The following is a 6,950-nucleotide window of genomic DNA, read 5'->3' on the forward strand; positions in this document are numbered from 1 at the left end:
ACATCGGGTTTAATCCGCAACTGGATGTTAAAAGAACCAGTGTGGTGATCCGGATCAGCGAAGTATCCTAATCATAAGCTATGAATAATTTCCAGTTAGAAGAACATCCACACCAGCGTTTGAATATCCTTACAGGTGAATGGGTATTGGTATCGCCACACCGTACAAAAAGACCGTGGCAGGGTAAAGTAGAAAAAGTAAATAAAGACCCGCTGCCGGGATATGATGCCGCATGTTATTTGTGCCCGGGCAACAGCAGGATGGGCGGGGATCTGAACCCGGCTTACACCGAACCGTATGCATTTACCAACGACTTTGGCGCACTGATGGCAGATACACCTGCCGGTGCAGATATTATCGACGACTTACTCCACGCCCGCGGGGTGAAAGGTACCTGCCGCGTGATCTGTTTCTCTCCCCGGCATGACCTTACGCTGCCGCTGCTGGAGGTGGAAGACATCCGGAAAGTGATTACGCTGTGGCAGAATGAATACCGCCAGCTATCTGCAGACAAAGACATAAAGTATATCCAGATCTTTGAGAACAAAGGCGATATCATGGGCTGCAGTAACCCCCATCCACACGGGCAGATCTGGGCAACGAGCGATTTACCGGCGGAACTGATCAAGGAAGCATCTCACCAGAAAAAATATTACGAAGCTACCGGCAAAAGCCTGTTACAAAGCTATGTTGCCCTGGAGCAACAAAAACAGGAAAGGATCGTTTGCGAAAATGAGCACTTCATTGCACTGGTACCCTTCTGGGCGGTATGGCCGTTTGAAACCATGATCATCAGCAAACGGCATGTAACCAACCTGCTGCAGTTTGATGAAGCGGAGAAAAATGCGCTGGCCGATATTTTAAAAAGACTGACCATCAAATATGATAATCTTTTTGAAACCTCTTTCCCTTACTCCGCCGGTATGCACCAGGCGCCCGTGAATAGCGGCAATCACCCGGAATGGCACTGGCACATGCACTTTTATCCGCCACTGCTGCGCTCCGCCACCGTAAAGAAATTTATGGTAGGCTATGAGCTGCTGGCAAGCCCCCAGCGCGATATTACGCCGGAATGGGCCGCGAAGAAATTACAGTCGCTCCCCGACATACATTATTCACAGGCAGTTGCAGGTATGGAAAAAACACAATAGCTTAGTAGGATAGTATAGTACAGTCAATTTTTCCTTACATGCAGGACGTATACGAACAGATACATGAACTGGATGGCATTCCAGGCCTCTCCAAACACGAACAGTTTGTTCAGGGAATTATTAATGCCATTAACTCGAAACTGTTATCGAGAGGCGATTCCCTGCCTTCTGTCAATAACCTGATCGGGGAACTCGGATTTGCAAGGGAAACTATTGCCAAAGGCTATAAGGAACTGGTGGAAAGGGGCATTGTAGCCTCACAGAACAGGAAAGGTTTTTTTGTAAGCAGCGGCGATACCGGCCAACAGCTGAAAGTAGCGCTGCTGCTGTTTGCATTCGACACCTTCCAGGAAACATTCTATAAAACTTTCCGGGCTGATATTGGCGCAAATGTCCAGCTGGACGTATTCTTTCATCATAATAACATCGAAGTATTTGAAAGCATCATTGCAGCTGTAAAAGGCCGCTACGGGATGTACGTGGTAGCGCCTATCCCGCATCCCAGAACTGCAGAAATCCTGAAAGGCCTGCCAATGGATAAGTTCCTGATGATTGACCGCTACGAACCGTTGCAAACAGACTGTTCTTACATTGTGCAGGAGTTCGGGGAATCTTCCTACAGGGCCTTTTCTGCACTGGCGGATACCATCCGGAAGTTCGATGAAATGATCTTTTACTACCGGCCATCTACCGATACGCCCATAGAAATACTGAAAGCATTTAAACGTTTTATAAAAGATCATAAGATCAACGGGGTGATTAAAACGGAATACGAACCCGGTACCGTTGCCAAAGGAAAAGTATATTATACCATCAATAACACGGAACTGTGGGCCATCCTGAAAGATTGCGTGGAAAAGAAACTGACGCTGGGCAGGGATGTAGGTATTTTATCCCATAATGATGATGTAGTGAAAGAAATTATCTGTAACGGCATCACTACCTATTCCACCGACTTTAAACTGATGGCGGAAAAGGCAGCCGCTTTTGTGCTGCGCAGGGAAAAGATCCAGGAAACATTACCTACCGTGCTGATAAGAAGAAAATCTTTGTAACTGTAATTATTAATGCCTCTTTCTACTATTATAAGCTTTGCTTTTTTTGTAGTGCTCATGACGGTTTTGTCGTGGTACATTACAAGAAGGCACCAGTTAAAAACTGCCGCGGACGTATTTCTCGGCAGCCGCAGTTTAAACTGGCTGGTAATAGGCGGTGCGCTCATTATGACAAACATCAGCGCCAACCAGTTTATTGGTGAAAACGAATCCGTTTTTATCAACAACATGTCTATTATGTCGTGGGGCGTTACTTCGGTATTTGCCATGCTGCTGGTGAGTGAATTTTTAATGCCCGTCTATCTCCGGATAGGGGCCGTTACCACGCCCGATTTCCTGGAGGTAAGATATGACAGCGGCACCAAGAAAATTGTATCTGTTATTTTCCTGCTCAGCTACCTGGTAAACCTGATCCCGGCGGTGTTGTACGGCGGAGCAGTGGCGTTCAACGGCATCTTTCACCTGAATGAACTGCTGCATATCAGCTACTGGTCCACCATCTGGATACTGGCCTGCCTCATAGGCATCACCGGCTTTTTTTACAACGTGCTGGGCGGCTTAAAAGTGATCAGCATTTCAGATACCTTGCTGGGCGCCGGCATGATCATAGGCGGACTGCTGCTGCCTTATTTCGGGTTTAGATACCTGGGGCATGGCGATGCAGAAACGGGATTGCTTACGGTATTGGGAAGCCATACGGATCATTTGAATGCCATCGGATCAGCGCACGACGCCATACCTTTCAGCACTATTTTTACCGGTATGCTGCTGGTAAATATTTACTATTGGGGCATGGAGCAGTTCATTGTGCAGCAGGCGCTGGGCTCCGTGAACCTGGAGCAAAGCCAGAAGGGAATTGCACTGGCATGCTTATGCAAGCTGCTATCGCCGCTTATGCTTAATATTCCCGGCCTCATTGCCGTGCATTTGTACCTGCATCCGCAGGCAACGGCGGAAATATTCCCAAGGATGGCCGCCGATGTACTGCCGCCCGTATACACCGGTTTAATTGCCGCTATCGTGTTTGGCGCGGCGCTAAGCACCTTTAATGCAGGATTGAACAGCGTAGGCACCCTGTTCACCATGAACCTGTATAAACCCTTTATGATAGCCCGCAAAGGCGGGGTGTCCGATAAGGAATTGATCAGCCGCACCCGCCTGTTCCAGGTATTGGTATTGCTGTCTGGTATTATCATAGCGCCTTTTATCATGTTATTCAAAGGCGGTTTTTATAACTATATACAGATGCTGGCAGGATTTTTCAGCATCCCTATTTTTACCATCATGGTGGTAGGCATGACCACCCGGTATGTGCCGCCGGTAGCGGCTAAAGCAGGACTGGTATTTTTCCTGGCCATGAACGTTTTACTGCAATGGGTATTTGATACAGGTATTCATTACCTGCACCTGCTGGCCATCACATTTGTAGTAACAGCATTGCTGATGCTGATCATCGGCAAAATAAAACCCATGGCTGTACCTTATCAGCCCGCCGTGATCCCGGTAGTATCTGTGGAGCCATGGAAAAACCGGCACTGGTACAGCGCCGCCTTACTGATACTAATGGTATTGTTATTTATCATCTTTTCACCACTAGGACTTGCAAAATGAATAATGCGCTGATCTGGTTCAGGAACCTTTTACCTGTTACAGGAATGCTTTGCCTGTTAACACCGCTGCACGCCCAACAGGCGGGACATGTGAAAACTATTCCCTTCGGGAAAAACAATCGTATTGCTTACGATTTATATAAAGGCACCTATACGGTATGGGCCGGGAAAAAAGAGGTGATCCGTAATGCGTTTGCTTTTTATGAAGATGCCGGTACGCCGGATACCCTTCCCATTCAGCGCACTTTTACCAGTTCCCGCATAAAAGATGGAACCCGGTATGTGATCACATCTGCCGGTAACGGCATAAAAAAACAACAGGTATTTTACGTATATAACGGGAAAGAAGGCTTTTATACTTCAGTATCCCTGCAGGGAAAAGGAGCGCGCTCCCGCGCTATGAGCCCTTTAACAGGGGAAGCTGCGCGCTATACCAGCGGCGTAGTAGCGCCATTCGATAATGATGCCTGGATCAAATACCGGGTGGCTAACCAGCAAGGCCCCGCATTTACCAGCTCGGAAGTAACCGCCTTGTACGACAGCACCACCAATGCAGGGCTTATACTGGGATCGGTAGAACACAACGATTGGAAAACAGGCGTAAAGGTGGAAAATACACACGTTTCCGTGGTAGCGGGGTGGACAGACAGCCTTATAACCCGCGATAAAATACCACATGGCTTTGTTACACAGGGCGATACCCTGTGCAGCTCCCCGAAGATATTTGTACTACCCACCACCAACTGGCGAAAAGGCATGGAACAATATGGCAGCGCCAACCGCCTGGCGGAACCCCGTTATATTTTTGAATGGACCGGCGCAAAACCCCTGGGCTGGAACAGCTGGGGCAGTATGCAAACGAAACTGGATCTTGCTAAAGCCAAACAGGTAGTCGATTTTTTCGCGGACTCCTGTAAAACATTCCGTGGGAAAGACGGCAGCATTTACATTGATCTCGACTCCTACTGGGATAACATGACCAAAGGAGGCATGACCGGGGATTTCAGCCAGCTGAAAGCATTTGTGGACTATTGCAAACAACGCGGATGCAAACCCGGTATTTACTGGGCGCCATTTGTTGACTGGTCCAAATCCTCCCGCACCGTAGAAGGTAGCCACTACAACTATGCAGAAACATGGACAAAAGTAAACGGGCAATACCATGATTTTGATGGCGCCCGTGCCATGGATCCCACGCATCCTGCTACCCGCGAGCGCATTGCCTACCTCATCAAACGGTTTAAGGAAACGGGTTTTGAAATGATCAAAATAGATTTCATAGGGCATGCAGCTATAGAGGCAGATACCTATTATGATCCTTCCGTGCACACAGGCATGCAGGCTTTCCGCAAAGGCATGGAGTTCCTGGTAGACCAGCTGGATGGCAAGATGCTGGTATACGCCGCTATCTCGCCCAGCCTGGCCACCGGCAGGTATGTGCATATGCGCCGCATTGCCTGCGATGCGTTTAAGAATATCAGTGAAACCGCCTATACGCTCAATGCTACCAGCCTGGGCTGGTGGCAGCATAAAGTATACGATTTTACGGATGCAGACCATGTAGTGTTTGCCGGCGCAACACCCGGTGAAAACAGGGCCCGCCTTACCTCGGCCATCGTTTCCGGTACCGTTATCACCGGCGATGACTATTCTGAATACAGCAGTGCTTCCGGCATAGCACAGCAACTACTGCAAAACCCCGGTGTACTGGAAGCAGCGCAACTGCCTAACGGCTTTGTGCCGGTAGATCATCATACCGGCGATACCCCTTCCAGCCTGTTTGTGCATAACAGCGGCCGTTATACTTATATCGCCGTAGTGAACTACAGCAAAGAGGCCGGCGCCTTTGAAGCCGGCTGGGATCAACTGGGCCTCACAAAAGGGGAATATCGCTGCAAAGAATTATTCTCCGGTAAAACATCCACTGAAAAAGACAAACTCCATGTAACGGTAGCTGCGGCAGATGCCGTGATCCTCCGCCTGGAAAAGAAATAAAGCATCTCCCCGGGAAAGCGGCCTTTATTTTCCATTTTTATCTAACTTTAATAAAAAAAATGGAAAACAAAGGGCTGCTTTTTATTCCGGATATAAGTGGCTTTACCCGTTTTGTGAATGAGATAGAGATTGAGCACAGCCGCCATATCATCCAGCAACTGCTGGAACTGCTGATCAATGCTAACCAGTCGGACCTGGAAGTGTCTGAAGTGGAGGGCGACGCTATCTTATTCTATAAGTTTGGATCCCCGCCCGATCTTGCCCTGCTGTATAAACAGGTGGAAAGAATGTTCTGCGAATTTCACCGCTACCTCGTTAATTACAACCATCGTAAAATCTGCCAGTGTAAAGCCTGTGTATCGGCAGTAGACCTTACCCTGAAAGTGATTTCCCATTATGGCGAGTTCACTACTTACCAGGTAAAAAATTTCAGTAAGCTGATCGGGAAAGATGTGATTGTGGCGCATCAGCTGCTTAAAAACGATATTGAACAACATGAATACTGGCTGGTAACAGATAACCTGCTGCGCGATGAACCTCCCTCCGGGCTGGCCCAATGGATGACCTGGGATGCCGCTACCAAACAAACAGAAACAGGGGATATCCCTTTTCACTACACCCATTTAAGCGAGCTAAGAAATACATTACCTCCTGATCCCGACCCGCAAACCGAATTAAACAACAAGGTGAAAATGATATCTGTGTCGAAAGAATTTGACACAGATATCAAAACACTCACCTATACCGTAGTGCATTTTGAATTCAGGCATCTATGGCAGATAGGAGTGAAGGGGATAGATGAAGTGGAACATTTCCTGCCGGGTGTTGGCAGCCGGCACCGGCATCTGCTGGATAACGGTAAAGAAGCGATGATGTATACCAGCAGTTTCTCCTACAACCCCGAACAAAGCGTGGTATTCAGTGAAACAGACGAGAAGCGGCATAACGCTTACTACTATACGATAGAAAGACTAACAGACCGGCGCGCCCGGTTGACTATAGATTATTATCTTCCTGAAAACTTTTTACGCCAATGGCTTTTCCGGCTTACGGAAAAAGAAAAGATGGCCGCCCGGTTGCGCACATCGCTGGAAAGGCTGGAACCGGTGGTAATGAAGATGGTATTGCCGCTTGATTTC

General features: G+C 48.1%; 5 protein-coding genes. All 5 read left to right on the top strand.

Features of this window, described 5'->3' with window-relative positions:
* Window positions 1-80: 80 nt before the first annotated feature.
* The gene (locus VN105_RS27715; RefSeq protein ID WP_325646383.1) at window positions 81-1,151 is read left to right on the top strand and encodes a UDP-glucose--hexose-1-phosphate uridylyltransferase; all 1,071 of its coding nucleotides are present in this window, start codon (window positions 81-83) and stop codon (window positions 1,149-1,151) included.
* Window positions 1,152-1,189: 38 nt separating this feature from the next.
* Window positions 1,190-2,206, top strand: a complete 1,017-nt coding sequence (locus VN105_RS27720) for a GntR family transcriptional regulator (RefSeq protein ID WP_325646385.1) — start codon at window positions 1,190-1,192, stop codon at window positions 2,204-2,206.
* A gap of 12 nt (window positions 2,207-2,218) precedes the next feature.
* On the top strand, window positions 2,219-3,817 hold the full coding sequence (locus tag VN105_RS27725; protein WP_325646387.1) for a solute:sodium symporter family transporter: 1,599 nt from the start codon (window positions 2,219-2,221) through the stop codon (window positions 3,815-3,817).
* Window positions 3,727-5,811, top strand: a complete 2,085-nt coding sequence (locus tag VN105_RS27730) for a hypothetical protein (protein WP_325646389.1) — start codon at window positions 3,727-3,729, stop codon at window positions 5,809-5,811. Before VN105_RS27725 ends, VN105_RS27730 begins: the two co-directional genes overlap by 91 nt.
* A gap of 59 nt (window positions 5,812-5,870) precedes the next feature.
* A partial coding sequence (locus VN105_RS27735; RefSeq protein ID WP_325646391.1) for a DUF2652 domain-containing protein occupies window positions 5,871-6,950 on the top strand: 1,080 nt, incomplete at its 3' end.

The organism is Chitinophaga sp. (assembly GCF_035564935.1).
Taxonomy (GTDB): Bacteria; Bacteroidota; Bacteroidia; order Chitinophagales; family Chitinophagaceae; genus Chitinophaga.